The sequence below is a fragment of the Microbispora sp. CA-135349 genome, assembly GCF_050947365.1.
Taxonomy (GTDB): Bacteria; Actinomycetota; Actinomycetes; order Streptosporangiales; family Streptosporangiaceae; genus Microbispora.
In genome coordinates this window covers 5,743,104-5,769,258 of sequence record NZ_CP192001.1, presented here as the reverse complement: position 1 = coordinate 5,769,258, position 26,155 = coordinate 5,743,104, and the positions used below count along the sequence as shown (strand labels likewise).

Sequence of the window (26,155 nt, the reverse complement as noted above, 5' to 3'; positions counted from 1 at the left end):
GATGAGGACGGCGCGCGCGGGTCGAGACGGCGCGCGGACGAGAGCGACGTGCCGGTGAGCCAGATCGCGGCCGTCGTCCTGGTCATGCTGGCGACCGTCCTCATCGGCGCGTTCGGCATCCGGATGTCCCGCACCACGTCGGACTTCTACGTCGCCTCCCGCACGGTCTCGCCCCTGTGGAACGCCTCGGCCATCGGCGGCGAGTACCTGTCGGCGGCCTCCTTTCTCGGCATCGCGGGGCTGATCCTCACCTTCGGCGCGGACATGCTGTGGCTGCCGGTCGGCTGGACCGGCGGTTACCTCGTGCTGCTCGTGCTGGTGTCGGCGCCGCTGCGGCGATCGGGGGCCTACACCCTGCCCGACTTCGCGGAGGCGCGGCTGGAGTCGATGGCGGTGCGGCGGCTGTCGAGCGTGCTCGTCGTGCTGATCGGCTGGCTGTACCTCATGCCGCAGTTCCAGAGCGCCGGGCTGGTCTTCCGTACGATCACCGGTGCGCCGCCGTGGGCGGGCAGCCTGCTGGTGGCGGGGGTGGTCGCGACCAACGTGCTGTCGGGCGGCATGCGGTCGATCACCTTCGTCCAGGCGTTCCAGTATTGGCTGAAGCTGACCGCGCTGGCGGTGCCGCTGGCGTTCATGCTGGTGGCCTGGTGGTCGCACGGAAGGCCGGGGCTCGCCCCGGGCGACGCGTGGGCGCTGCCGCTGCACGGCCGCGAGCATCCCGTCTACGAGACGTACTCGCTGATCCTGGCGACGTTCCTCGGGACGATGGGACTGCCGCACGTGCTCGTCCGCTTCTACACCAATCCCGACGGCCGCGCCGCCCGCCGCACCACGCTCGTCGTGCTGACGCTGCTCGGCGCCTTCTACCTGATGCCCGCCGTGTACGGCTACCTCGGTCACGTCTACGGCATGCCGCAGAGCGACACCGTGGTCATCGCGCTGCCGGGGCGGCTGGTGAGCGGGCTGGTGGGCGAGTTCCTGACCGCGCTGGTGACCGCAGGGGCGTTCGCGGCGTTCCTGTCGACCTCGTCGGGACTGACGGTGTCGGTCGCCGGGGTCATCGCGCAGGACATCCTGCGCGGCGGGGTTCGCGCGTTCCGTGTCGCGACCGTGCTCGCGGTGCTCGTGCCGTTCGCGCTGGCCGGCGCGGCCCGGTCGCTGCCGGTGGCGACCGTCGTGGGGCTGGCGTTCGCCGTGGCCGCCTCGTCGTTCTGCCCGCTGCTCGTGCTCGGCATCTGGTGGCGCAGGCTGACGACGGCGGGCGCGCTGGCCGGGCTGCTGGCCGGGGGAGGGCTGGCCTGCGCGGCGGTCGTGGTCACGATCATCGGCGGCCCGCACACCGGCTGGGCGGGGTCGTTGCTGGCGGAGCCGGCGGCCTGGACGGTGCCCGTGTCGTTCACGGTCATGGTGGTGGTGTCGCTGCTGACGCCCTCGCGGGTGCCCCGCGGCGTGGCGCGTACGATGGTCCGCCTGCACACGCCGGAGACGCTGAACGTCGACCGCGGCGACTGGCGCCCCCGAGTCATGTAGTCCACGCGGTCCGTGGTTTCGTCGGGCCGGTGTTCTCGTGCGGTCCGTGGTGCGGTGACGCGGTGATGCGACCGCTCGGCGCGAGCAACCGACCATTCGTCGCACGGATGCGCCATGTGAACGAGCGGCAGGTACGGCTGGGCGACATGGCGGGCATCGGGACTCGTCGGCGGACGCGCCACGCTCCTACGTTGAAGTGATTCAGATCACTTGCCGAAGGAGATCTTGTGACCGTCCAGCACGATCCATCGGTTTACGAGCGTATACAGGCGGGTGAGCAGTTCCAGGAGCTGCGCCGCCGCTTCCGGTCCTGGGTCTTCCCCATGACCATCGCCTTCCTGGTGTGGTATCTGCTCTACGTGGTGTTGTCCGGCTTCGCCCGCGGCTTCATGGGCACCAAACTGTTCGGCAACATCAACGTCGCCCTCGTCTTCGGCGTGCTGCAGTTCGTGTCGACGTTCCTGATCGCCTGGGCGTACTCGCGGCACGCCGCGGCCAAGCTCGACCCGATCGCCGACGAGCTGCGTGGCGAGGCCGAGACCCGCGACGAGATCGGGGAGGGCGCCAAGTGAGCCACGAGACGCTGTCCACGATCCTCTTCCTGGTCTTCGTCGCTCTCACGCTGGGGATCACGTTCTGGGCCAGCCGCAACACCAAGAGCGCGGCGGACTTCTACGCCGGCGGCCGGTCGTTCAGCGGCCTGCAGAACGGCCTGGCGATCGGTGGCGACTACATGTCGGCCGCGTCGTTCCTCGGCATCGCCGGCATCATCGCGCTGTCGGGCTACGACGGCTTCCTCTACTCCATCGGCTTCCTCGTCGCCTGGCTGGTCGCGCTGCTGCTCGTGGCCGAGCTCATGCGCAACTCGGGCAAGTACACGATGGCCGACGTGCTGGCGTTCCGGATGTCGCCGCGCCCGGTCCGTACGGCGGCCGGCGTGTCCACGATCGTCGTCAGCATCTTCTACCTGCTCGCGCAGATGGTCGGCGCGGGCGCGCTCGTCGGCCTGCTGCTCGGCGTCCACTCCGAGGCCGGCAAGATCTGGACGATCATCGCCGTCGGCCTGCTGATGATCATTTATGTCGTGTTCGGCGGCATGAAGGGCACCACCTGGGTGCAGATCGTCAAGGCCGTCATGCTGATGGTCGGCGCCGCGCTGATCACGCTGCTCGTGCTCGGCAAGTTCGGCTTCAACCTGTCCGGGCTGCTCGGCGACGCCGCCGCCCAGAGCGGCAAGGGCGACAGCTTCCTCAATGCGGGTCTGAAGTACGGCACCGCCACTCAGGGCACCTGGGGCAAGATCGACCTGATCAGCCTCGGCCTGGCCCTGGTGCTCGGCACGGCGGGCCTGCCGCACGTCCTCATCCGCTTCTACACGGTGCCGACCGCCAGGGACGCCCGCAAGTCGGTCCTGTGGGGCATCGGCATCATCGGCGTGTTCTATCTGCTGACCCTGGTGCTCGGCTTCGGGGCCGCCGCCCTCGTGGGCTCGAAGACGATCGCCTCGGCCGACAAGGCCGGCAACACAGCGGCCCCGCTGCTCGCGCAGAAGGTGGGCCAGGACATCTTCGGCGACGTCGGCGGCACGGTCCTGCTGGCGGTCATCGCGGCGGTCGCGTTCGCGACGATCCTCGCGGTGGTCGCGGGCCTGACCCTCGCCTCCTCCTCCAGCTTCGCCCACGACCTGTACGCCCACGTATTCAAGCGGGGCGCCGCCACCGAGCGCCAGGAGGTCGTGGTCGCCCGCGTCGCCGCGTTCGTGATCGGCGCGGTCGCGATCGCGCTGAGCATCTTCGCCCAGTCGCTCAACGTGGCATTCCTCGTCTCGCTGGCCTTCGCGGTCGCCGCGTCGGGCAACCTGCCGGCGATCCTCTACAGCCTGTTCTGGAAGAGGTTCAACACGGCGGGCGCGGTCTCGGCCATCTACGGCGGCCTGGTCTCCGCCGTGGTGCTGGTGATCTTCTCGCCGGTCGTCTCCGGCGCGCCGACGGCGATGTTCCCCGACGCCGACTTCCACCTGATCCCGCTGTCGAACCCGGGCATCTTCTCGATCCCGATCGGCTTCCTGTGCGGCTACATCGGCACGGTCGTGAGCAAGGAGTACAACGCGTCGAAGTACGCCGAGATCGAGGTCCGTTCGCTCACCGGCCTCGGCGCCGAGCAGGCAACGGGCCACTGACGCCGGTTCCCGGCCCCACGTCGCCGGCCTCCCGGCGGTGCACCCACCGCCGCCGGGAAGCCGGCGCCCCCATACGCCCGCCCGCCGGTTACCGCCGGCGGGCGGGCGTATGCGTGCCCTGTCCCTCGCGTCATGGTGTTGGGGCGCCCACTCTGGTTATGGTTCGGACCGTGGACAGCCCTCTCCAGACCGCCAAGGCGTGGTCGCGCTCGCGGAGAAGGGGGCAGCCGCCCGACGGCGACGCCCGGACCCGCATCCTCGACGCCGCCGAGGAACTGTTCTCCGGCGGCGGCTACGAGGCCACGCCGACCGCGCGCATCGCCGAACTCGCCGGCGTGCCCAAGGGCCTGGTCTTCCACTACTTCCCCCGCAAGATCGACGTACTGATCTCGCTGGTGGACGAGCGCACCGTGGTGGTCGAGGAGGAGGTCGAGGCGGTCCCCGGCGACGCGGCCGGCGCGCTGTCGCGGCTCGCCCGCAGGCTGCCGCTGCACGCGTCGCCCGCGATGCGGCGCATCCTGTTCCGGGAGGCCGACACCCACCTGTCCGTACGGGAACGGCTGGGCCGCCTCAACGCCGAGATCATCCGCCGGGCCAGGTTCGCCCTGGAGCTCGCCCTGCCGGGCGGGCGAGGTGACGCCGCCCGGCTGGAGGCCGCCGCCGCGACGTTCGCCGCGGTCCTGCTGTACCAGGAGAGCATCTGCCTGCTCACCGGCCACCACATCGACCCCGACGCGGTGGCGGAACTGATCGCCCGAGCCCTGGGGTGACCCGGCCTGACCACGTCAGACCGGAACTCCCGCGGATGGGCGATCGGGTGCCTCCGTAGTGCACGCGACGTCCTCACCTCCCGTCATCACCGGCAGAGCGGACAACCAGCGCCTGAACTCGCGCCGGCTCTGAATACTGATGGCGTACCTCTGTCCATGTGGTCACTTCGCCGCTCAGCCGTGCAAGTTGCGGCGGAGGAAGGTGTGCCAGGTCTGCTCGAACGAGCGGGCCAGGGTCGAAGTGGCCGCGAAGCGGTCCCAGGCGTGGAACGCCCGAGCGTAGAGGTGCAGGTCGACCGGCACACCGGCGGCGGTCAGCCGGCGGGCGAAGTCGATGCCCTCGTCCCGCAGCAGATCGAACTGAGCGACGGCGACGAATGTGTCCGGCAGGTCGGCGAGGTTTGTGGCCCGGCCGGGCGCGGAGTACGGGTGCACGTCGTCCGTGCCCAACCGGTCGCCCAGGACCGCGGCCCACGCGAGCCGGATGTCCGGACGGGCGAAGACCACCTCGGAGATGGCCTCGAAGCTCGACGGCGTCTCCAGGCGGTCGTCGAGCATCGGGTAGAGCAGGGACAGCGAGCACGGCCGTACAGCCTGCCGGTCGCGCACCATGAGCGCGGTGGCCGCGGCGGGTGCTCCGCCGCCGCTGGCACCGGCGAGTCCGATCCGGTGCGGGTCGATCCGGTGCTCGACAGCGTGCTCGGTGAGGTGGGTGTAGGCGAGGTAGCCGTCCTCGGCGGCACCGGGAGCCGGGGTCTCCGGGGCGAGCCGGTAGGCAACGGCGGCCAGGACGCAGTCGAGGTGCAGGGCCAGAGCGGAGTGGTAGGCGTCGTCGTCGCGGGCGTTGTCGCCGAGGACTTGGGCTCCGGCGTGGAACCAGACCAGGGCCGGGAGGGCGTGCTCGGCACCGGCTGGGCGATAGAGGACCACCTCGAGTTCGGTCCGATCGGCTCGGGGGATGCACAGCGTCTCGATCGTGACCCGCGGGTCCGCCGAGGTCGGGGCCGACTGGGCGCGGGCCGCGCGCAATCGCGCACGCAGGCCCGGGATGTCGGAGAGTTCGAGCAGGGTGCCGTTCGCGACCTTAGGCATCGCGGCGAACGCGGCGGCGAGTTCCGGGTCGAGCGCGTCGATGGTTCCGGGCATGGGAGGTCCTTTCAGAACAGAGAGGGCTGGCCGCTGCCGGCGGTGATGCCGCCGTCGACGGGCAGGATGGCGCCCGTGATGAAACGGGCGTCGTCTGAGGCCAGGAAGCTGACCGCGGCGGCGACGTCGGCTGGGGTGCTGAACCCGGCGAGTGCCCGGCGCTGGTTGAAGCGTTCGATCAGGTCGGCGTGCCTCGTCGCCAGTTCTTCCGGTCCGGTCAGTGACGGGGCGACGGTGTTCACCCGGATGCCGAACTGGCCGAGGTCGAAGGCGAGCCCGCGGGTGAAGTTCACGACCGCACCCTTGGCCGCGTTGTAGGCGGTGAGCCGGCGGTCGCCGCCGAGGCCGGAGGCCGAGGCGATCTGGACGACGCTGCCGCGGCTGTCCTTCAGGTACGGCAGCGCCGCCTGCGCGCCGAAGAAGCAACTGTCGACATCGGTGCACATGACCAGCCGCCAGTCCGCCAGCGTCGTCTCCGCGAACTCCTTGCCGAGGCCGACGCCGGCGTTGGAGACCAGGACGTCGATGCCGCCGAACCGGGCGGCGCCGGCGACGATCATCGCCTGTACCTCGTCCTGGCTGGTGACGTCGGTGGCGATCGGGAGCGCGCGGTGGGTGCCGAACTCGGCCGCGAGGGCCTCCAACCGGTCCTTGCGCCGCGCGGCGAGGACGACGTTGGCCCCTTCGGCGGCGAACCGCCGCGCGATGCCCTCGCCGATGCCGGAGCTGGCTCCGGTGACCACGACCGTCTTGCCGGTGAAACGCTGTTCCACGGTGACCTTCTTTGCGTCAGTTACTGACGAATTTGCGTCAGTAACTGACTCTATATTTCGTCAGTGACTGACGCAAACTGTGTCAGTCACTGACGCTTGTGGTAGGGTCAAAACCGTGCCACGGAACGGGGATGAAGTGCGGCTGCGACTCCAGGAGGCCGCGCTCGAGCTGTATCTGGAGCGTGGCTACGACAAGACCACGACCGGGGACATCGCCGCCCGTGCCGGGGTCACCGAGCGGACCTTTTTCCGCCACTTCGCCGACAAGCGTGAGGTCTTCTTCGACGGCGAGGCGCAGCTGCGGGACCTGCTGGCGGGCGCGGTCGCAGCAGTGCCGGCCGGCACGAAACCACTGCCCACCCTGCGGGCCGCGTTCCACCAGACCGTGCCGCTGATCGAACGCAACCTCCCCATCACCCAGCGGCGGGCGCCGGTCATCGCCGCCACGCCGGCCCTGCAGGAACGGGCGCTGGCCAAGAGCGCGGCCCTCGTCGCCGCGCTCACCGACGCCCTCCGGGCCCGCGGCGTCGCCGAGCCGCTCGCGGCCCTGTGTGCCCAGGTGGGCATGGACGCCTACTCGATCGCCATCCGTCGGTGGGGAGCCGACCGCTCCGACGACCTGCACACCCACCTCGACCGGACCTTCACCGATCTACGGCTCGCCGCAAACGCCCTGAAGTGACCGGGCCTAGCTTCCTCGCGTGTCGATGGCATTGCGCTGTATCCGCACGATGAGCGGCGGTGAGCGGGGCGGCGAGCGGTTCTGCGACAGATCAGGCCGGCACCATGTCCTCCCGTTTCTCGTTCTCCCGCTCCCGCTGCTCCTCCTGCGTGGTCTGCCGTACGGCGGGCGCGGGGTCGTGCCCGAGCCCGTCCCGCGGGCTTGAGTCGTCCGGGGCCTGGTCTCGGGAGGGGCCGTCGAGCAGCGCGGTGAGTTCGTCCATCGCCTCGCGCAGGTGGCCGATCAGGCTCCACACGTCCGGCATGAGGGACGGGCACGCGAGGATCCCGAAGTCGAGCCGGCCGTCGTACGACGCGCAGGTGATGCTGATCCCGCCGGTGGCATCGGTGACGACGGACAAGGGGTGGTAGGAGAGCATCCGGGCGCCGCACAGGTACAGCGGCGTGCGGGGACCGGGCACGTTCGACACGATGAGGTTGACGCCCGCCCCCGCCACGCCCGCCAGGCGGAACACCACCGGCGTGGCCAGCACCGAGAAGGCGTTCGGCACCATCGCGCACACATCGTCCAGCCATGAGCGGTGGGAGACGGCGAAGCGCCGCTTGGCGGCGGCCAGCGCCGAGCGTACGGCCGCCAGCCGCTCCCTGGGACAGGCGACGTCCGTGGCCAGCGGCGTGATCATCGCCGAGATCCGGTTGCCGACCCGCCCGTCCGGGGACGCCGCTCCCGCGGCCGCCGGACGGGAGCGCAACGCCACCGGCACGGCGGCCACCAGCGGCCGGTCGGGCAGCGCGTCGTGGGCCACCAGCCAACGCCGCAGCGCGGAGGCGCACAGCGTCATGACCACGTCGTTCGGGCCCATGCCGAAGGCCCTGGCCACTCTCCTGACCTCCGCGAGCGGCACGGACCCGAAGGCGACCGCCCGCTCCCCGGAGATCGGGCCGTTGAACGGGGTGCGCGGCGCGACCAGCGGCGGCGTCTCGGGCAGCGGGCGCGAATCTCCCGCGAGCGCGCGGGCGGCCTGGGCCACGAGCCGGGCGTCGGGCAGCCCCGACACCACCGGGATCGTGTCGAGGTCGGCCGCGGCGCGGGCGAGCGAGCACAGCGTCTCGACCGGCTGGACGATCGACCGGGTGATCGCCCCGGCGAGCATCGTGAGCAGCCCGGGCTGCTGCTGCGGGGCCGCGCTCGGCGGCGCCTCCACGACGCGCCGCAGCGGCGACGGGTCGAGTAGCGCGGTGAGGATCTCCGACCCCGAGACGCCGTCGATCGCACAGTGGTGGACCTTGATGTAAAGAGCGCACCGGCCGTCCGCCAGGCCGTGGATCAGGTGCGCCTCCCACAGCGGCCGGCTCCGGTCGAGCCGCCGCGCGTGGACGCCCGCCACGTACGCCGCCAGTTCCCGCTCCCCGCCGGGCGCCGGGAGGGTCGCCTCATGCACGTGCGCGCCGAGGTCCACGTCCGGGTCGTCCACCCAGTACGGCCGGTCGAGCCCGAAGGGCACGTCGGCCAGCCGCATCCGCAGCGGCGGCGCGAGATGCAGCCGCTCGCGCAGCAGGGCGAGCAGTACGTCCCTGGTCAGAGCGCCGGACGGCGAGGTCGACGGGTCGAGCACGGCGACCCCGGCCACGTGGGCCGCCGTGGTCGCCGACTCCACGCTCAGGAACTGCGCGTCGAGTGCCGTCAACTGGCGCATCTCGTCTTCCTCCCGCTCACGCCGCTCACCCCGTCCGGTCGTCCCGCGCCCGGCTCGGCTCGCCCCGTCACCCCGCCCGGTCATGCCGCCCGGCGCACGGCCGGTCCCTCCGGCCGCTTGCGGGACCGTCCGCGGGCACCCAGGGGAGTCGCCGCGACCACAGTGACGCCCTGGCGCGCGATGATCGCCCCCGTGCGCACTGTAACCATCATCGCGGCGCCGTGTTACCGGCGCATGTCTCCGGCGTACCGGCGGGGGATGTTCAGCCGAACCCGTGACCTCCGCGAGACGATCTGCCTCCGGCCGTGCCGGGCGCCCTCCCGCCCAGGGCCGAGCCCTGCGGCTTCCGGCGGTGCCGACCGTCGCCAGGACCGAGCGTCATTGAGCACAGAATCGAGCACAGAACAGTGAGCCGGGCAGAGCTTCGCGCTACGCGGCCCGGACGTGCGGGCCGCGCGCCGCGAGTGCGACTGGCGGGGGAGCGGGTCAGCCCACGGGGGCGCACATCGCGTAAAGCTCGACGCTGATTTTCTCGCTCATGGGGTTCACCACGACGAAGTCCCAGGCGTTCTGCACGGCACCGGGAGTGTCGCTCGTGCTGCCGGGCGCGCTTACCGGAAACGCCACCGGCTTGCTGAGGTCGTGGGCTCCGCGAAAAGCATGACCTCCGCCCACGGCCCGCAGGCCCTTTCCGCACACCACGTTCGTCGACAGGATTTGGCGGCCGCTGACCCATCGCGCCTCCTTCACCACGGTCACGTCCGATCCGTTGGACCGGTTTGCCGTAGCGATGCCGCCCAGCGCGAGCGCCGCCAATGCCAGCGCTCCGACCGCGGCCAGTGCGATCTTCTCACCCAGCTTCCCGCGAGATGTCATGGCGTTCCTCTCTGGTGTCCGTCCCGTTGATCAAAGTACGTAAGGAGGGAAAGCGGTTTCGAAACCGTCTACTGGGACGCCGGCGCCGGCCGCATGGTTCGGCGACGAGTGACGAACACCGGGTCGCGCGTACGACCTGCAAAGGGTGACCATCCCCATGCGGCCGTTGGGCCGTTGACAGACGCGACCCGGGTCTCCCAACTACTTGCCATTACCTACCAAGTTTGTGGGTATACTCCCGTCATGGGTCTGGACCCGATCCGCTCATCCGGTGAGCGCGCAGACACCCCGCTGACGGCCGCCATCATGGCGGCGCGGTGGATCCGTACGGCAGCCGTCGACGACGAGCGCGGCAGGCGATGGCGGGTCAACCCCGATCCGCGGGGCAAAGTGGCGACGCCCGGCGGGCCGGCGTCCCTCCACTCCGGAGCGGCCGGGATCGTGCTGTTCTTCCTGGAGCTCGCCGCGGGGACGGGACACGAGGCCTACCTGGAGGACGCCCGCGCGGGCGCGAGTCACCTCGCGGCCACCTGGCCGGAGCAGACGGACGTGTCGCTCCACCACGGCCTGGCGGGAATCGTCCTCGCCTTGAGCGAGGCAGGTTGGGCGCTTGGCGAGGAGCGTTTCGAGGCCGCCGCCATCGCGGCCGCCGACAGGATCGTCCGGGACGCCCGCGCGATCGACGGCGGGCTCGGCTGGTCGGGGGACATCACGCTTCGGGGTGACGGGGGCGTCGTGCTCGGGCTGCTGCGCGCGGCGGCGGCGCTCGGCGTGCCGGCGTACGAGGAGGTGGCCGTCGAGGCGGCACGGCGGATCGCGCGTCTGTCCGTGCCCCGCCGGCGGCCCGCGGCGTGCCCGGCCCTGCCCGCGGAGGCGGCCTCGCCCGGGTTCCTGGCCGGTACGGCGGGGACGGCCTTCCTGCTCGCCCGCCTGTTCGGCGCGACGGGCGAGGAGGCGTTTCTCGACGCGGCACGCCGCGGCGCGGGACTGGTGCGGGCGGCGAGCGTCCCGGCCGGGCGCGGGGCGACGGTCGGCGACCATCTGGGCTACTGCTCGGGCTCCGCCGGCATCGCGCGCATGTTCTACGAGCTGTATCGGGTGACCGGCGACGCCGCTGAGCTGGAGTGGGTCGACCGCCTGGCCTGGGGCGTCAGGGAGTCCGGTGCGCCTTTCCGGCAGACGGCGGGATTGTGGAACGTCGCCTGCCAGTGTTGCGGCACCGCCGGGCTGATCGAGCTGTATGTCGGGTTGTGGGCGGCGACGGGCGAGCAGGAGCATCTGGAGTTCGCCCGTAGGCTCGCCGACCACCTGATCGGCCGGGCGACCGGCTACGACGGCAGGGGATACCGGTGGTATCAGGCGTACCGGCGGCAGCGCCCCGGCGAGGTGTCGGCCGACACCGGCTACCTGACCGGGGCGGCGGGGATAGGGGCGGCCCTGCTGCACCTGGACGCGGCGGGACAGGCGGACCGGCCGCGCCGGGTGATCCTGCTGCCCGACAACCCCTTCCCGCCCATTCCCGTGCCCGCCGTCGCCCTGCGGAGGCCGACGAGCTGACGGACGGGCGTGACGCACCGAAGGAGCGGGGAAGGCATGGACCCACGGTTCACGACCACGAAGGACGATCCGGGGACGCGCGAGGCGGTCGCCGGAGGGGGAACGCCGCCCGCGCCACCGGTGCCGCCCACGCCACCCGCGCCGCCTGTACCGCCTGTGCCGCCCGCCCGGCCGGCCTCGGCCGCGCCGCCGGCGCCGCCCGGCCAGTCCCGCTCTCCCGGGCCGTCCCACCGGTCCGGCCCGAGCGCCCTGCCGGCGCCGGTCGCCCGGCCCAGCGTCCGCAAGCCCCTGCCGCCCCGCCTGTTCGCCGTGCACGGCACCAACGCGGAGACCCGCTGGGAGGCGCTGCGCGAGGTGGACTACCTGACGCCTGACCACCTCTTCTTCGTCCGCAACCACACCGCGACGCCGCTGATCGACGCGGCTTCCTGGCGGCTCACGTTCTGGGGCGGCGGCCTGCGCCGGGGGCCGGTCGCGTTCACCTACCGCGACCTGCTCGGCATGCCCGCCGAGGAGGTGACGGCGTTCATCGAGTGCGCCGGCAACGGACGCCGCCTGTACGGCGAGCAGCAGAACCAGCAGGTGTCGGGCACCCCCTGGCGCCTGGGCGCGGTCGGGGTCGCCCGGTGGCGGGGCGTACGGCTCGCGACGCTCCTGGAGAGGGCGGGCATGAGCGACAGGGCGGTCGCGCTGATGCCGCGGGGCCTGGACGCCGACTACGTCGAGGCGGGGGAGAACCTGGGAAGGGTGCGCCGTCCGCTTCCGGTGGACAAGGCGCTGGACGACGTACTGGTGGCCTACGAGATGAACGGGCGGCCGCTGCCGCCCGATCACGGTCATCCGGCGCGGCTGGTGGTGCCGGGGTGGGTGGGTGCCGCCTCCATCAAGTGGCTGGGGGATGTCGAGGTATCGGCGGAGCCGCTGGAGTCGCCGTGGAGCGCGCGGCTGTACCGGATGCACGGCCCCGGTCACCCGCCCGGGGGCGGCCCGCCGCTGACCCGGGTGGGGGTGAAAAGCGCGTTCGAACTGCCCTGGCCGGCCCGGTTGGAGGCGGGGCGTGAACACCTGCTGCGCGGCCGTTCGTGGTCGGGCGGCGGACGGGTGGTCCGGGTCGAGGTCAGCGACGACGAGGGCGTGTCCTGGCGGCCGGCGCGGCTGCGCGACGACCGGGACCCGCGCGGCTGGGTCCGCTGGGTGTTCCCCTGGACCCCGCACGGGGCGGGGAACCTCAGGTTGCTCGTGCGCGCCGCCGACGAGACGGGCGCCGCGCAGCCCCTTCGTGCGGCGTACAACGCCCTCGGCTATGCCTTCGACGCGGTGGTGCGCCACCCCGTCGTCGTGACCTGACTCCGGGGTGGGCCGCCGCCCGGGCGTCAGGCCGCCACGACGGGCCGGAGGCGGGGGAGGACGTACTCGCCGACGCGGTACGCCTCCTCCAGATGGGGCCAGCCGGAGAGGATGAACTCCTCCACGCCCAGCGCCGCGTACTCGCGCAGCAGCGCGGCGACCTCGTCGTAGGACCCGACGAGGGCGGTTCCCGCGCCCTCGCGCACCAGGCCGACACCGGCCCAGAGGCCTGGGTGGATCTCCAGGTCACGCGTGTCGCCGCGGTGGAGGTCGACCATGCGGCGCTGCCCCACCGAGTCGTACCGGGCGAGACGCCGCTGGGCCTCGGCGATGCGGGCCGGGTCCATGCCGGCGAGCAGGCGCTCCGCCTCGGTCCAGGCGGCGGTGCCGGTGTCGCGGGCGATGACGTGGACGCGCAGGCCGTACCGCAACTCCCGGCCCGCCGACGCCGCGAGGGCGCGCAGCCGGTCGATCCGCGCCGCGACGGCCCGCGGCGGTTCCCCCCACATGAGCGCGACGTCGGCGTGACGGGCGGCGACGCGTTCGGCGGCGGGGGACGCGCCGCCGAAGTAGACGTCCGGGGCCGGAGCGAGCGGCTCGGTGAGCCCGCCCGCCTCGACGCGGTAGTGCTCGCCGTGGTGGTCGAAGGGCGCGCCCGCCCAGGCGCGGCGCAGCACCTGAAGGAACTCGCCGGTTCTGGCGTAGCGGGCGTCGTGGTCGAGGAAGTCGCCGTACGCGCGCTGCTCGACCGGGTCGCCGCCGGTGACCACGTTCAGCAGCAGTCGCCCGCCGGAGATGTCCTGGAACGCCTGAGCCTGCTGGGCCAGCAGAGTGGGCAGGGTGTACCCGGTGCGGAAGGCGACCAGCGTCTTGAGCCGCTCGGTGTGCTGGGTCAGGGCGGCGCAGACGATCCAGGGGTCGGGGCAGCCCGCGCCGACGGGAGTGAGCGCGGCCTCGAACCCGGCCTGCTCGGCGGCCCCGGCCACCTGCGCCAGGTACGCGAGGGTGGCGGGACGTGCGGCGGGACGGAAGCTGTCGGTGGTCGTGATGGCGGAGCGGACGTCGTGGCCGTCGCCCGTGGTCGGCAGGAACCAGTGGAAGCGCATCAGGTCACCTCGGAATCGGTACGGGGATCGGACACCGGATCGGGCGCCGGGCCGGACGCGGACCGGCGTACGGCCGTGGCGATGGTCTCGCGCAGCGCGGGAAAGGCGGGATCGGTGCGGGGATCGGCAGCGAACGGCAGGCCCGAGGGGTGGTCGAGGACGATCCGGCCCGGCCGGCGGCTGAGCACGATCACCCGTGTGCCCAGGTAGACGGCCTCGTCGACGCCGTGCGTGACGAACAGCACGGTCTTGCCGGTGGCCCGCCAGATGCGGCGGATCTCCTCCTGCAGACGCTCGCGGGTCAGCGCGTCCAGGGCCGCGAACGGTTCGTCCATCAGCAGGATCGCCGGGTCGGGCGCCAGCGCGCGGGCGATCGCGGCGCGCTGCTGCATGCCGCCCGACAGTTCGTACGGGCGGCGTGCGGCGGCGTCGGCGAGCCCGACGAGGTCGAGGAGCTCCATGGCGCGCTCGCGCCGCCGCGGTGCGGGCATCCCGCCCATGCGCAGCCCGAATTCGACGTTGCGCCGGACGTTGAGCCAGGGGAACAGCCTCGGTTGCTGGAACACCACGCCCCGGTCCGGCCCGGGACCGTTCACCGGCGCTCCCGAGACGGCGATCCGCCCGGTGCTGGGAAAGGCGAAGCCGCCGACGAGCCGGAGCAGCGTGCTCTTGCCGCACCCGGACGGCCCCACGATCGTCACGAACTCGCCGGGGCCGACGTCAAGGTCGAGATCGCGCAACGCCTCGACCTGCTCTCCCCGGCGACGGAAGGGGCCGCCGCCGCGGGTGCCGTACGTCAGGCTGACGCCGGTTAGCCGCACCGCGGCGGTCCGGACGGTGAGCGCCTCATCCGGGGAAGGCATCGCGCAGTTCCTCCGTGGCCAGGCCCGCCTGGAACACCGAAAGCGCGGGGACGGAGGGCAGCTTGTTCTGCGCCTTCAGGAACTCGGCGGTGCTGCGCAGGTTCTCCGCGAGCGTTCCCGGCCGGTCCGGCGTGCCCAGATAATCGGCGCCCGCCTGCTGCCCGCCGTCCAGCAGGACGAGTTCGCCGATCTGCTCGGCGGCCTCCGCGGGGGTGATGTTGAGCTGGCGGCCCACCGCGGCGGCGGCCGCCTGCCCGTCGGAGCGCACCAGCTTGACCGCCCGGTCCTGCTGGACCAGCCAGGTCCGCAGGGCGCCGGGGAAGGCCGTGGCGAACTCGCTGCGCACCACCGCCAGGTCGGCGGTCAGTTTGCCCTTGGCGGCCAGGTCCTTGCTGGTGATCAGCACCGTGCCGGTCTTGCGTAGTTCGCCGAGCACCGGCGTCCACACGTACGCCGCGTCGATGTCGCCGCGCGTCCAGGCGGCCTGGATGTCCTGTGGCTCCAGGTCGACGACGGTGACGTCGGACTCCTTCAGCCCGGCCTGCTGCAGCGCCGCGAGCAGGCTGTAGTGGGAGGTGGAGGAGAAGGGGGTGGCGATCTTCTTGCCCTTCAGGCCGGCGATCGAGGTGGCCTGCCTGGCCACCAGCGCCTCGTTCTCGCCGATGACGTCGAAGATCCACGGCACCTTGTAGGGGATGTTCAGCGGCGCGGACAGGCCTCTCGTGACGGGGGCGCTGCCCGCGAGCCCGATGTCGATGCCGCCCGCCACCATCGCGGTGTTCACGTCGCCGCCGGAGTCGAACTTGGTCCAGGTGATCGTGGTGTCCGGCAGCGCGGTCTCCAGCCACCGCTGGTCCTTGACGATGAGGTCGCCGTTGGGGATGAGCTGGTAGCCGATGCGGATCTCCTTGGGAGAGCCGTCGGCGTTGCGGGCGGGCGCGGCGGCCTGTCCGGCGCCGGCGCCCGCGCCGGTCGTGGGGGCGCAGGCGGCGAGGCCGAGGACGAGCAGCAGCGCCGGGACGAGTCGGTGTCTCATTGCGGTGTCTTTCTTCGGGGGCTTCCCCGGGCTCTGCTCTGCCCGGGATCCTTCTCAGGCTTTGTGTCGCCCGGGCTCGTTCTCAGGCTCTGTGTCGCCCGGGAGCCTTCTCAGGCTCTGCCGCGCCAGGGCACGAGCGTGCGCTCGAGGAGTTGCAGGAGGGTGTCGATGAGCAGGCCGGACGCGCCGATGACGAGCAGCCCGAGGACCACCACGTCGGTCTGGTTGTAGCGCTGGGCGTCGCGGATCATGCCGCCGATGCCCGGCACGCCGTTGACGGTCTCGGCGGCCACCACGGTCGTGTAGGCGACGCCCACGGCGACCCGGACACCGGTGATCAGTTCGGGCAGTGCGGAGGGCAGCACGATGCGGTACGGCAGCTGCCACCGCTTGGCGCCCAGAGAGCGGGCCGCGTGCAGATAGTCCTCGTGCACACCGCGCACCGCCTCCGCGGTCGCCACCGCGACGGGGGGCAGCGCGGCGATGAGCAGCAGCCAGATCTTCGGCAGTTCGTCGATGCCGAACCAGATGATCAGGAGGCTGAAGTACGCCAGCGGAGGGAGCGTCCGCACGAAGGTGACCAGCGGCCCGAGCAGCGCCCGGACCGTCGGCACCAGGCCGATGAGCAGGCCCACGGCGATGCCGCCGGCCACGCCGTACAGGCTGCCGAGCCCGATGCGGCGCAGGCTGACCAGCAGGTGCTCGTAGAGCAGGTAGCCGCTGTACCCCCGCTGGCCGTCATGGGCCGAGGAGGTGAGCCACAGCTGCCGCCACACCGCGCCGGGTGAGGGGACGAAGACCTCGGGCCAGACGCGGGCCGCGGCGACCGCCCACCAGATCGCGGCCAGCAGGAGCACTCCTCCTGCCCGGAGCCCGACAGCACGCATCATCGACCGACCTTCAAAACCGGGTAAACAGACTCAATTAGTGGGGAATCTAAAGGCTTCCGACCTTCCACGCAAACCGGGACGCCACTGTCGAACGGAGCTATCTATGTAAACCTAGTAGGGAATGTTGACTTTGGTTCGAATGGGTCGTAGCGTCGCGGTATGAGCCAGGGGGTGCAACTCGCCCGGCACCCCGACGTGAACTGCGACCGCGTCGCCGGCGCTCGGTCCCGGACCGGGCGTGCATGTCGAGGTCCTCCCGATCGCCGGACCGACCCCTCAGCCAGCTGTGACCAACACGGAGGTTTCCATGACGGAGACTCTGCCCGCCCCCTCTCTGGACGCCGACGGCTTCAAGCGTGCCCTCGCGGTGCACGCGGCGGGCGTCGTCGTGATCACCGCGCAGAGCGACGGCGTACCCGTCGGGCTGACCGCCACCTCGTTCTCCTCGGTCAGCCTGGACCCGCCCCTCGTCTCCTTCTATGTGGACCAGGCGTCCACCACCTGGCCTTCGCTGCGCTCGGCGGACCACTTCGCCGTGAACGTGCTGGCCAGCGAGCAGGCCGAACTCGCCGCCCGGTTCGCCCGCAAGGGCATCGACCGGTTCGCCGAGCCCACCCGGTGGCGTCCCGGGCACCTCGGAGCGCCGCTGCTCGAGGACGTGGCCGCGCATCTGATCTGCCTGCCGCACGAGACCGTCGAGGTGGGCGACCACATCCTCGTCGTGGGCCTGGTCGCCCAGGCCGACGTACGCGGCCCGGATCGCCCTCTGCTGTATCACCAGGGCCGGTTCGGCCGGTTCATCGCCCATCCCTGACGGTGGCGTTCCGCCCCGGCGACGCAGCGGGCCCCGCCTCCCTTCCCCGGCGCGCACGCCGGTTCCCCGGCCACCCCCCGCGGCCTGATCACCGGCGCCGGAGTGCCGCCACCCGTTTCGGTGCCGCCACCCGTTTCATGGAGATGACACTCCCGCGGTGTGCAGGTCCACGATGCTCCGGCGCTCGCGTGCGGGGGGTGCCGTGTCGCCCGGAGCGGAACTCCGATGGCCGTCATCGTGAGAATGTGCCAACCGGGCAGAACGCCGAGCCGGTTGTGCAGCCCCTCGAGATCGAAGGCGCGAAACTGCCTGCACGACAGGCCCATCGCATGGGCGGTGCTCTCATGGTCATCGTGTGACTTCTCGGGTGCGCGCCCGCCCCGGTGCGGCGTATCACCTCGGGTACCACGTGGTGTGGTGTCCGAAAGTACCGCGTCCCGTTCTGGGTGGCCGGGTGAAGGCCCGCCGTGAGGAGCTGATCCGCGGCCTGCTTCGGCTGCTCGGTGATTCCGCGTTTCCCTCCGTCCGGGTTGTGCCGACGCCTTTCTCGCCGCTCCCATCAGGAAGCGGAGGAGTCACCCAACAGCGGTCGCTCAACAGGGCGGCCGGAAGGCGCCGGCGGGAGTGAGGGCCCGCGCGCCGTGTTCTACAGTCCGCATATGAGGCGTGACGTGGACGGGCGGCTCCCGGACTGGCTGTCGATCGGGGTCGTGGCGGCGTCCATTCCCCGGGAGGCCGTCGACCGGGCGCTGCTGGAGACGGGGCGGCAGGCCCGGAGGTCCGACGGCAAGCTGCCGCCGTACCTCATGGTCTACTTCGCGATGGGGATGGCGTTGTTCCCCGACGGCGACTACGAGGACGTCGCCGGACGCCTCGTCGACACCTTCTCCTCCTGGGGCTGCTGGGATCCGCGGCGTGAGCGGCCCACCTCCGGCGGCATCACCCAGGCACGCAGGCGGCTGGGCCACGAGCCGCTGCGCGAGCTGTTCACGCGGGTGGCGGTGCCCGTCGCGGACCCGGGCGTCCCCGGCGCCTTCCTCGGCCCGTGGCGGATCACCGGGCTCGACGCGGCCGACTGGGACGCTCCCGATTCCAAGGAGAACGTCGCGGAGTTCGGCTACGGCGTGCTGAACGGCGAGGTCTCCGCGTTACCCCGGATCCGCCTCGTGACGGTGACCGAGTCCGCCTCGCGCACCGTCGTCGCCGCGGAGATCGGCGGCCAGGGGGAGAGCGTGCGGACCCTGGCCCGCAGGCTCCATCCGCGGCTCGGCGGCGACTGGCTGCTCATCGCGGGAACGGACTTCTTCGGCTGGCCCGACTGGTGCGGCGCGGCCCGGACGGGCGCGCAACTGCTGTGGCGCGTCCCCGCCGGGTTTCCGCTTCCGGTCGTCGCCGCCTGCGACGACGGGTCCGCCACCGCCGTGCTGGCCGACCCGGACCTCGGCGGTGAGACCCGCGACGCGCTGGTGCGGGCCGCGTCGGCGGGCCGCCTGCCGGCCGGAGACCCGGGCGAGGCGGGCGCCGCGCTCGTGCGCGTCCTGGAGTACGAGACGCCCGGTGGCGAGCGCGTGACCCTGGCCACCACCATCACCGACCCCGGCGCGGCGCCCGCGGCGGCGCTCGCCCGGGCACACCACGAGTGGGGCGTGCGCCGCTCCGGGCGCGACGAGCTCAACGGCATGCTGCGCGGCCCGGGCCGGATGCTGCGCTCGCACAGCCCCGACATGGTGCGGCAGGAGATTTACGGTTACCTGCTCGCGCACCGCGCGATCGGCGGGCTCGTTTCCCGTGCCGTCGCGGAGGCGGCTGGGCCTGCCGCGAACGTGTCGCCGGAGCCCGGAATACGCGTCCTCGGCCGCTTTTCCCGGTCTATTCCGGACGGCGTTTCCACGGCATAGCCGACGGTTTTCCGGCCCGAAATCACACTTAGCTTGACTCGTGACTCGGTAGGCTCCGGCTCTGAAGCTTGGCAAGTCGACCGGAGATATCGCCCTGTATCGGGCAGTTCATCCTCTTTGTCCGATCGTGTTGGTGGACGTAGGCTAAGTGGCTCCCCGGCGACTCATAACGCGCTGAACAGCCGTTTTCCGCAGCAACCTACTAAGCAAGTAGGTAATGTTGACATGGCGGGAAGGGCGCATTTAGAGTGACGCCCTGAATGCATCCGTTTTTTGTTCGCGCCTGACGATCGGCCGGTTCACGTATGCCTTTCCGCCCGGCAACGGGCGTCAGCGGCGTGCCCGAATGACAATTCCCGGGAGTAGCCATGGGCCAGGTTCTCCACGCGCAATCGCCTCCGCTGGAGGCAGGCTCGCCCGCGGCGGCGAGCCCGACCGAGTTCTTCCTCCCCGAGCTGCCGCGGCTGCTGCCGTTCGCCTACCACCCCAACGCCGCGCAGATCGAGTTCGCCTCGAACGGCTGGGTGCGGACCATGCTTGGCGAGTGCTTCGCCGAAGAGGAGCACCTGCTGTTCTTCCTGCGGCAGCGCAACGGGCTGTACGGACCGCTGACCGTGCCGTACGCCACCGAGCAGCGGGCCAGGGACATCGCCGACTGGTACCAGTACGTCACCGTCATCGACAGCTTCGTCTCCGACCGCTCCGCGCTCGGCGCGAGCGACGGCAGGGCCAGGGAGGCGTTCGCGGCCATCCTGGCCGACTTCAACGGCGACATCGGCGCGCCCAGCGACGACCCGTACGTCAGGGCGGGCAAGGACCTGTGGCGGCGGATCAGCCCCGGGCTCGGCGAGGGACAGGTGCGGCGGTTCGCCGCGAGCCTCGACGCGTTCCTGCGCGGCTGCGCCACCGAGATCCGGGCGAAGCTGGCCGACGAGGTGCCCGACTACGAGACCTGCCTGGCCGTGCGGATGGACAGCTTCGGCTGCGACTTCATCGAGCTGATGACCGAGTACGGCGCGGGCGTGGACATGAGCGACCTGATTTCGCGGCTCGCCGAGGTCCACCTGCACTGCCGGCGCCAGATGATCATCATCAACGACCTGCTGTCCTGGCGGAAGGAGCACGCGCAGGACGACAAGATGACGGTGGTCCGGGTCCTGACCGAGCGGGAGGGCCTCGGCCTCCAGCAGGCCGTCGACCGGCTGTGCGAGCTGGCCGAAGACCACGAGAAGGCGTACATCGCGGCCCGCGACGCCGTGCTGGAGGGGCCGCTCGGCGAGCGGGCGGACGTGCGGGCCTACCTGCGCGCCCTCGACCACATGATCGGCGGCAGCCAGGAGTTCGAATACCTCACCCCGCGATACTTCGGTGACGGCTCGGTCTGGGACGGCAGCACCTCGGGCTGGGTCGACCTGCACGCGCCCGTGACGAGGTTCCGCCAGGAGCCGTACGGCGCGGAAGGGGGCGCCGCATGACCGTCCCCGAGCCGCGCCCGCCCGCCGAGAGCCCCCGCCAGGGCTGCCCGGTCACCTCCGCCGGGCCCGAGCTTTCTGTCGGGACTGAGTCGTCCGCCGGCCCCGAGCCGGTTCCGGCCGCAGGGAGCCCCGGCGAGGCGTGCCCGGTCACCTCCGCCCGGCGTGCGCCGGCCACGCCGTCCTACCGGTTCGTCGTGGCGCCGGGCGCGCTCCCGGTCCTCGGGCACGCCGTCCACCTGTGGCGCCGGCCGCTGGAGTTCCTCGCCGCGCTGCCGCCGCGCGGCGACCTGGCGGAGGTACGGCTCGGCCCCCGTAAGGCGTACCTCGCCTGCCATCCGGACGTCGTGATGTGGATGCTGCAGCGGTCGCGGACGTTCGACAAGGGCGGCCCGCTCTTCGAGAAGGCCCGGCTGCTCGTCGGCAACGGCCTGGTCGCCTCCGAATGGGAGGACCACCGGGTGCAGCGCAGAATGCTCCAGCCGGCCTTCCACCACAGCCGGATGCCCGGCTACGTCGCCCTGATGGCCGAGGAGATCGACGAGGTCGTCGGCGCGTGGCGGGAGGGCGAGCCGTTCGACGTGAGCGACGCGATGCACGCGCTCACCCTGCGCATCACCGCGCGGACCATGTTCGCCACCACGGTGGGCGAGCGGGCCGTCCCCGAGGTCGCGTACTGCATGCCGGTCATCATGCGCGGCGTCTACAAGCGCATGGTGGCGCCGCTCGGCTGGCAGGAGCGCATCCCCACCCCGGGCAACCGCCGGTTCGAGCGGGTGCGCGCCCGCATGCACGCGGTCATCGCGGAGACCATCGAGGACGCCCGCCGGGCCGGGACCGACCGCGGCGACCTGCTGTCGATCCTCGTCAACGCCCGCGACGAGCGCACCGGTGAGGGGCTGTCCGACGCGGAGGTCTACGACCAGGTCATGACCCTGCTCATCGGCGGCACGGAGACGACGGGCAACACCATGGCCTGGGTCCTCCACCTGCTGGCGCGTCACCCGGAGATCGAGGAGCGCCTGCACGCGGAGGTGGACGAGGTGCTCGGCGGCCGCCCGCCGTCGTTCGACGACCTGCCCCGGCTCGACTTCACCTGGCGGGTGCTCAACGAGACCCTCCGCATGTATCCCCCGGCCTGGCTGCTGACCCGCGTCACCACCGAGGAGACGGAGCTGGCGGGCAGGCGGCTGAGCGCGGGCACGACGGTCATGTACAGCCCGTACGCCCTGGGCCGCAACCCGGCGGTGTTCGAGGACCCGGACCGGTTCGACCCGGACCGCTGGCTGCCGGAGCGGGCCGGGCACGTGCCGCGCGGCGCGATGGTCCCGTTCAGCGCGGGCAGCCGCAAGTGCATCGGCGACGGCTTCGGCAAGGCGGAGACCACCCTGACGCTCGCGGCGATCGCCTCCCGCTGGCGGCTGCGCCCGGCGGGCGGCAGCAAACCCCAGATCGCGGTGCCGAAGGCGTCGCTCGGCACCGGGAGGCTGCTGATGACGCCGGTGCGCCGCGCCCGGAGCAGAGTGGGGGCGCTGTGACGGTCTCCGAGGACAGCGCGGTCGGCACGCTCGGCCGCTGCCGCGCCCTTGTGCTGCCGGCGCTGCGGGAGGCCGTCGAACGGCTGGACCCGTGGGCCGGGCGGATGACCGCCTACGCCTTCGGCTGGACGGACGCCGCGGGCAACGCCGTTCCCGGCGACGGTGGCAAGGGCATGCGCCAGGCGCTCGCGCTGCTCACCGCGCAGGCCCTCGGCGCCCCGGCCGAGGCCGCGGTCCCCGGGGCGGTGGCGGTCGAGCTGGTCCACGGTTTCTCCCTCGTGCACGACGACGTGATGGACGGCGACGAGCGGCGGCGGCACCGTGACACGGTCTGGAAGGCGTACGGCGTGGGGGCGGCGGTGCTGGCCGGCGACGCCATGCTGGGCCTCGCCATGGACACGCTCGCGAACGCCACCCCCGGCACCGGCCCCGCGGCCGTGCGCCTGCTGTCCCGCGCGCTGCTCGACCTGGCCAACGGGCAGGCCGCCGACCTCGCGTTCGAGGGACGCCCGTGGTCGGGCCCCGGCGCGGTGGGCGTGGACGAATACCTGGCGATGGCCGCGGGCAAGACCGGCTCGCTGCTCGGCTGCGCCGCCGGGCTCGGGGCCGTGCTCGCCGGGGCCCCATCCGAGACGGTCGCGGCCGTGACCGGCATGGGACGCGAACTCGGCCTGGCGTTCCAGGCGGTCGACGACCTGCTCGGCATCTGGGGCGACCCGGAGGTCACCGGCAAGCCGGTCCACAACGACCTGCGCCGGCGCAAGAAGACGCTCCCGGTGGTCGCGGCGCTCGCGGCCGACCGGTCCGGCCGGCTGGCCACCCTGCTCGGCGCGCCGGTGCCGCGGCCGGCCGAGGCGGCCGCCCTGATCCGCGAAGCGGGCGGCCGGGCGTTCGCGGCGGAGCGCGCGGCGCGACACCTGGACGCCGCCCTGCGGATCCTCGACCGCGTGACCGTCGATCCCGTGGCCGCCGCCGAGCTCGCCGGGCTGGCCGAGTTCGTCGTGGCCCGCACGCACTGACTACCCGCACTGACCACCCGCACTGACCACCCGCACTGGCCACCCGCATTGGCCGCCCCCACAGACCGGCGGCAGCGCCGCCCGTGTGCCGCCGGCGCCCGCCCGCACGGCACCGCCCCCGCAGTCGCCTGAGGAGATGAGGACGATGACCGCCACCCTGCCCGAGGTGAGGCCGGCCCCCGGCGGCGCGCCGCTGTTCGGCCACCTCCACCGGATGCTCACCGATCCCCGCGGCTTCTTCGAGTCGCTGCGCGGTCACGGCCCCGTCGTGACGATCGGGCTCGGACCGGTCCGGGCGTACGTGGTCAACGACCCGGCGCTGGCCCACCAGATCCTCACCAAGGACGTGCGCAAGCTCGACAAGGGCGTGGCGTACGAGAAGTCGGCGCCGTTCCTCGGCGAGGGCCTGCTCAACTCCAGGGAGCCGCAGCACATGGCCCACCGCAGGCTCGTGCAGCCGGCGTTCCACCACCGGCGCATCGCCGCGTACGCCGAGCAGATGCGAGAGGCCGCCGATCAGCGCGTCGGCGCATGGCGGGACGGCCAGACGGTGAACCTCGACCTGGAGATCCACGCCTTCGCCGTCGCCGTGGTCTGCCGGGCGCTGTTCTCCTCCGGGCTCGGCGACCCGGTCGCCGTCGCCGTGGAGGAGTCGCTTCCCGTGCTGCTCAAGGGCGTCACCAGGCGGATCGCCTTCCCGGTGGGCTGGCTGGAACGGCTGCCGACCCCCGCCAACCGCCGGTTCGAGCGGGCCCGCCGCCGCCTCGACGAGACGCTCGCCGGCGTCATCGCGGAGTACGAGGCGCGCGGGACGGACGCCGGGACCGGCGACGCCGACATGATGGCGATGTTGCTGCGGGCCCGTCCGCACCTGAACGACCGGCAGATCCACGACGAGGCGATGGCGCTGTTCCTGGGGGGCGTCGAGACGGCGCGCGACGTGCTCAGCTGGACCTGCCACCTGCTCAGCACCCACCCGGACGTGCAGGACAGGCTCGCCGCCGAGGTCCGCGAGGTCCTCGGCGCCCGGCCGCTCGGCCACGACGCGCTGGCCGAGCTCGGCTACCTGCGCCGGGTGCTCACCGAGGGGCTGCGGCTCTACCCGCCCGCCTGGCTGTTCACCCGGCGGTCGGTGGACGACGTCGATCTCGGCGGCCACCACGTTCCGGCCGGCAGCCACGTGCTGTTCTCCGTCCACGCCATACAGCGCGACCCGGCCGTCTACCCCGAGCCGCATCGGTTCGACCCGGACCGCTGGGCCGGGGACGCCGGAGCGCGCGTTCCGCGCATCTCCTACCTGCCCTTCGGGGCCGGCAACCGGAGCTGCATCGGCGAGCCGTTCGCCTGGGAGGAAATGATGATCTTCATGGCCGCGCTCGTGCGGCGGTGGAGCCTCCACCCGGCGCCCGGCGAGACGATCCGCCCGGCCCGGTCTCCGATGCTCCAGCCCCGGCGGCTGCCCATGGTCGTCAGGGAAAGAACCCGCTCACGAGAGAACTGAAGTCCTATGTCCGCATCGTCCACCACCTCGTCCACCGGGGCGCCGCCCGCACAGGCCCCACCGAGGTACGGTCACCGCCCGGGCGTCGTCCTCGCGCTGATCGTCACCTGCTACATGATGATCATCGTCGACAACAACGTGATGACGATCGCCCTGCCGAAGATCCAGGCCGGTCTCCACTTCACGCCGACGGCCCTGTCGTGGGTGCTCAGCTCGTACATGCTCACGTTTGGCGGCCTGCTGCTGCTCGGCGGCCGGGCGGGCGACCTGTTCGGCCGCCGCCGGGTGTTCGTCGCCGGCGTCGTGCTGTTCACGCTGAGCTCGCTGCTCGGCGGCATGGCCGTCACCTCCTGGCAGCTGCTCGCGGCCCGGGCCGTGCAGGGCGTCGGCGCCGCACTCGCTTCGCCCGGCGCGATGTCGCTGCTGATCACCAACTTCGACGAGGGCGCCCCGCGCAACCGGGCGCTCGCGGTCTACGCGACCGCCGCCGGGCTGGGCCAGACGCTCGGCATGATCCTCGGCGGCGTGGTCACCGAGTGGACCTCCTGGCGCTGGGTGCTGTTCGTCAACGTCCCGTTCGGGGTCGCGGTGGCGGTGCTCACCCCGCTGTTCGTCACCGAGCCGCGGCGCGGCGCCGGGCGGCTCGACCTGGCGGGCGCGCTGACCGGGACGGCCGGCATGGCCGCCCTGGTGTACGGCTTCATCCGGGCCGCCGCCACCGGATGGGAGGACGCGGTGACGATCGGCGCGTTCGTCCTCGCGCTCGTGCTGCTGGCCGTCTTCCTCGTGACGCAGGTCCGGGTGGCGCACCCGACGATGCCGCTGCGGCTGTTCCGCGACCGCAACCGGGCGACCGGCTACGCCACCGTGCTGCTGACGATGGCCTGCCTGTTCAGCGTGCTGTTCTTCGTGTCGCAGTTCCTGCAGGACGTGCTGGGATTCAGCGCGCTCGCGACCGGCCTGGCGTTCCTGCCGATGTCGCTGGGCACGTTCGTCACCGCCCGGTTCACGCCCCGGCTGCTGCCGCGCACCGGGGCGATGCCGCTCATCGTCGCCGGGCTGCTGCTCGTCGTCGGCGCCGCGTTCTGGCTGTCGCGCCTGGACGCCGGCACGCCGTACACGCCGCATCTGCTGGTGCCGGTCCTGATGTTCGGCGTCGGCATCGGCGCGTTCCTGATGCCGCTGAACGCGACGATCCTCGCCGGTGTGGGGCCCGCCGACGCCGGCGCCGCCTCGGGGATCATGCAGACCATGCAGCAGATCGGCGGGTCGCTCGGCCTCGCCGTCCTCGTGACCGTGTACGGCACGAGCCTGCGCCAGGCCCGCACCGCCGACCACGCCCAGGCCCTCGCGCAGGCGATGGGGACGGCGTTCCTGTTCGCCACGGTGTTCGTCGCGGTCGCCCTGGTGCTGGTGGCGGTCCTGATACGCACGCCGCGCCGCCCCGGATGAGCGGTGGGAG

At 72.3% G+C, this 26,155-nt stretch carries 22 protein-coding genes; 14 read left to right on the top strand and 8 right to left on the bottom strand.

The window, feature by feature from the left end:
* Positions 1 to 48 precede the first annotated feature (48 nt).
* From ACQPZZ_RS26545 to ACQPZZ_RS26530, 4 genes are all read left to right on the top strand, one after another.
* Entirely contained in the window at positions 49 to 1,530 is a 1,482-nt protein-coding gene (locus tag ACQPZZ_RS26545; RefSeq protein WP_432923416.1) for a cation acetate symporter, read from the top strand.
* Positions 1,531 to 1,757: 227 nt separating this feature from the next.
* Positions 1,758 to 2,102: a DUF485 domain-containing protein gene (locus tag ACQPZZ_RS26540; protein ID WP_363639104.1), complete on the top strand. Its 345-nt coding sequence runs from the start codon at positions 1,758 to 1,760 to the stop codon at positions 2,100 to 2,102.
* Positions 2,099 to 3,709: a solute symporter family protein gene (locus ACQPZZ_RS26535; RefSeq protein ID WP_432923413.1), complete on the top strand. Its 1,611-nt coding sequence runs from the start codon at positions 2,099 to 2,101 to the stop codon at positions 3,707 to 3,709. Before ACQPZZ_RS26540 ends, ACQPZZ_RS26535 begins: the two co-directional genes overlap by 4 nt.
* Positions 3,710 to 3,879: 170 nt before the next feature.
* Positions 3,880 to 4,479: a TetR/AcrR family transcriptional regulator gene (locus tag ACQPZZ_RS26530; protein WP_432923410.1), complete on the top strand. Its 600-nt coding sequence runs from the start codon at positions 3,880 to 3,882 to the stop codon at positions 4,477 to 4,479.
* 174 nt (positions 4,480 to 4,653) lie between these two features.
* On the opposite strand, the gene ACQPZZ_RS26525 is transcribed toward ACQPZZ_RS26530, so the two are convergent.
* Both ACQPZZ_RS26525 and ACQPZZ_RS26520 read right to left on the bottom strand, forming a co-directional pair.
* Positions 4,654 to 5,625, bottom strand: a complete 972-nt coding sequence (locus tag ACQPZZ_RS26525) for an alpha/beta hydrolase fold domain-containing protein (protein ID WP_432923407.1) — start codon at positions 5,623 to 5,625, stop codon at positions 4,654 to 4,656.
* An 11-nt stretch (positions 5,626 to 5,636) separates the two neighbouring features.
* Positions 5,637 to 6,398 carry an SDR family NAD(P)-dependent oxidoreductase gene (locus ACQPZZ_RS26520; RefSeq protein ID WP_432923404.1) on the bottom strand — a complete coding sequence of 254 codons (762 nt, stop codon included), beginning with the start codon at positions 6,396 to 6,398 and terminating at the stop codon, positions 5,637 to 5,639.
* A 115-nt stretch (positions 6,399 to 6,513) separates the two neighbouring features.
* Between ACQPZZ_RS26520 and ACQPZZ_RS26515 the strand changes: the two genes are divergently transcribed.
* On the top strand, positions 6,514 to 7,080 hold the full coding sequence (locus ACQPZZ_RS26515) for a TetR/AcrR family transcriptional regulator (protein ID WP_432923401.1): 567 nt from the start codon (positions 6,514 to 6,516) through the stop codon (positions 7,078 to 7,080).
* 91 nt (positions 7,081 to 7,171) lie between these two features.
* On the opposite strand, the gene ACQPZZ_RS26510 is transcribed toward ACQPZZ_RS26515, so the two are convergent.
* Together ACQPZZ_RS26510 and ACQPZZ_RS26505 are read right to left on the bottom strand one after the other, a co-directional pair.
* Positions 7,172 to 8,776 (bottom strand): WS/DGAT/MGAT family O-acyltransferase, encoded by a 1,605-nt coding sequence (locus tag ACQPZZ_RS26510; RefSeq protein WP_432923398.1) that lies wholly within the window; start codon positions 8,774 to 8,776, stop codon positions 7,172 to 7,174.
* Positions 8,777 to 9,262: 486 nt separating this feature from the next.
* On the bottom strand, positions 9,263 to 9,652 hold the full coding sequence (locus ACQPZZ_RS26505) for a hypothetical protein (RefSeq protein ID WP_432923395.1): 390 nt from the start codon (positions 9,650 to 9,652) through the stop codon (positions 9,263 to 9,265).
* A 243-nt stretch (positions 9,653 to 9,895) separates the two neighbouring features.
* Here ACQPZZ_RS26505 and ACQPZZ_RS26500 point away from each other — a divergent pair, with 243 nt between their 5' ends.
* Both ACQPZZ_RS26500 and ACQPZZ_RS26495 read left to right on the top strand, forming a co-directional pair.
* Entirely contained in the window at positions 9,896 to 11,209 is a 1,314-nt protein-coding gene (locus tag ACQPZZ_RS26500) for a lanthionine synthetase LanC family protein (RefSeq protein ID WP_432923392.1), read from the top strand.
* Positions 11,210 to 11,245: 36 nt separating this feature from the next.
* Positions 11,246 to 12,556: a sulfite oxidase gene (locus ACQPZZ_RS26495; RefSeq protein ID WP_432923389.1), complete on the top strand. Its 1,311-nt coding sequence runs from the start codon at positions 11,246 to 11,248 to the stop codon at positions 12,554 to 12,556.
* A 26-nt stretch (positions 12,557 to 12,582) separates the two neighbouring features.
* Here ACQPZZ_RS26495 and ACQPZZ_RS26490 read toward each other — a convergent pair whose 3' ends face one another.
* The 4 genes from ACQPZZ_RS26490 to ACQPZZ_RS26475 all read right to left on the bottom strand — a co-directional run bounded on the left by ACQPZZ_RS26490 (position 12,583) and on the right by ACQPZZ_RS26475 (position 16,451).
* Entirely contained in the window at positions 12,583 to 13,662 is a 1,080-nt protein-coding gene (locus ACQPZZ_RS26490) for an LLM class flavin-dependent oxidoreductase (RefSeq protein WP_432923386.1), read from the bottom strand.
* Entirely contained in the window at positions 13,662 to 14,525 is an 864-nt protein-coding gene (locus ACQPZZ_RS26485; RefSeq protein WP_432923383.1) for an ABC transporter ATP-binding protein, read from the bottom strand. Before ACQPZZ_RS26485 ends, ACQPZZ_RS26490 begins: the two co-directional genes overlap by 1 nt.
* A complete protein-coding gene (locus ACQPZZ_RS26480) occupies positions 14,509 to 15,561 on the bottom strand; it encodes a taurine ABC transporter substrate-binding protein (RefSeq protein ID WP_432923380.1) in 1,053 nt (350 codons plus the stop codon). Before ACQPZZ_RS26480 ends, ACQPZZ_RS26485 begins: the two co-directional genes overlap by 17 nt.
* 110 nt (positions 15,562 to 15,671) lie before the next feature.
* The gene (locus ACQPZZ_RS26475; RefSeq protein WP_432923377.1) at positions 15,672 to 16,451 is read right to left on the bottom strand and encodes an ABC transporter permease; all 780 of its coding nucleotides are present in this window, start codon (positions 16,449 to 16,451) and stop codon (positions 15,672 to 15,674) included.
* 307 nt (positions 16,452 to 16,758) lie between these two features.
* Between ACQPZZ_RS26475 and ACQPZZ_RS26470 the strand changes: the two genes are divergently transcribed.
* The 7 genes from ACQPZZ_RS26470 to ACQPZZ_RS26440 all read left to right on the top strand — a co-directional run bounded on the left by ACQPZZ_RS26470 (position 16,759) and on the right by ACQPZZ_RS26440 (position 26,145).
* On the top strand, positions 16,759 to 17,265 hold the full coding sequence (locus ACQPZZ_RS26470) for a flavin reductase family protein (protein WP_363639130.1): 507 nt from the start codon (positions 16,759 to 16,761) through the stop codon (positions 17,263 to 17,265).
* Positions 17,266 to 17,924: 659 nt separating this feature from the next.
* Positions 17,925 to 19,163, top strand: coding sequence for a transposase domain-containing protein (locus ACQPZZ_RS26465; RefSeq protein ID WP_432923374.1), 1,239 nt, complete (start codon positions 17,925 to 17,927; stop codon positions 19,161 to 19,163).
* A gap of 368 nt (positions 19,164 to 19,531) precedes the next feature.
* The gene (locus ACQPZZ_RS26460; RefSeq protein WP_432923371.1) at positions 19,532 to 20,638 is read left to right on the top strand and encodes a terpene synthase family protein; all 1,107 of its coding nucleotides are present in this window, start codon (positions 19,532 to 19,534) and stop codon (positions 20,636 to 20,638) included.
* Positions 20,635 to 22,173 carry a cytochrome P450 gene (locus ACQPZZ_RS26455; RefSeq protein ID WP_432923368.1) on the top strand — a complete coding sequence of 513 codons (1,539 nt, stop codon included), beginning with the start codon at positions 20,635 to 20,637 and terminating at the stop codon, positions 22,171 to 22,173. Before ACQPZZ_RS26460 ends, ACQPZZ_RS26455 begins: the two co-directional genes overlap by 4 nt.
* Entirely contained in the window at positions 22,170 to 23,192 is a 1,023-nt protein-coding gene (locus ACQPZZ_RS26450) for a polyprenyl synthetase family protein (RefSeq protein ID WP_432923365.1), read from the top strand. Before ACQPZZ_RS26455 ends, ACQPZZ_RS26450 begins: the two co-directional genes overlap by 4 nt.
* Before the next feature lie 145 nt (positions 23,193 to 23,337).
* Positions 23,338 to 24,693 (top strand): cytochrome P450, encoded by a 1,356-nt coding sequence (locus ACQPZZ_RS26445; protein WP_432923362.1) that lies wholly within the window; start codon positions 23,338 to 23,340, stop codon positions 24,691 to 24,693.
* A 6-nt stretch (positions 24,694 to 24,699) separates the two neighbouring features.
* A complete protein-coding gene (locus ACQPZZ_RS26440) occupies positions 24,700 to 26,145 on the top strand; it encodes an MFS transporter (protein WP_363639144.1) in 1,446 nt (481 codons plus the stop codon).
* Positions 26,146 to 26,155: the final 10 nt, after the last annotated feature.